Here is a 273-nt window from a genome sequence, read left to right as displayed (position 1 = left end):
ACTGGGCAGAAGCGCCCGCCACTTTAGCAATGGTTATCGGTCCACTCAAGTTTTTTACCGAGAGCTCGCCGAACAGCATTTTCTTCAGTGAATCCAGCGTCAGAATGCTCATGGTCCAAGTGCGACGGGCACCCTCGCCAATCGCGGCCAGCGGGCCATAGCTGACTTCGCGGATCATTTCCGGTGGCCAGTCGATGGCTTTGACGCCAGCGCCCAGATAACCGCTTGGCGCTTTGCTTTCACCGCGTGCCGCCAGGGTCACAGGGACGTCGA

At 59.0% G+C, this 273-nt stretch carries 1 protein-coding gene; it reads right to left on the bottom strand.

Annotation, left to right across the window (positions count from 1 at the left end):
- The coding region (locus AAEY83_RS14975; RefSeq protein WP_351060138.1) for a site-2 protease family protein at positions 1 to 273 on the bottom strand (273 nt) is incomplete at both ends.

This window comes from Psychrobacter sp. TB20-MNA-CIBAN-0197 (genome assembly GCF_040309765.1).
Taxonomy (GTDB): Bacteria; Pseudomonadota; Gammaproteobacteria; order Pseudomonadales; family Moraxellaceae; genus Psychrobacter; species Psychrobacter submarinus.
Note: the sequence above shows the minus strand (reverse complement) of the source record. Positions and strands in the feature narration are given on the sequence as shown.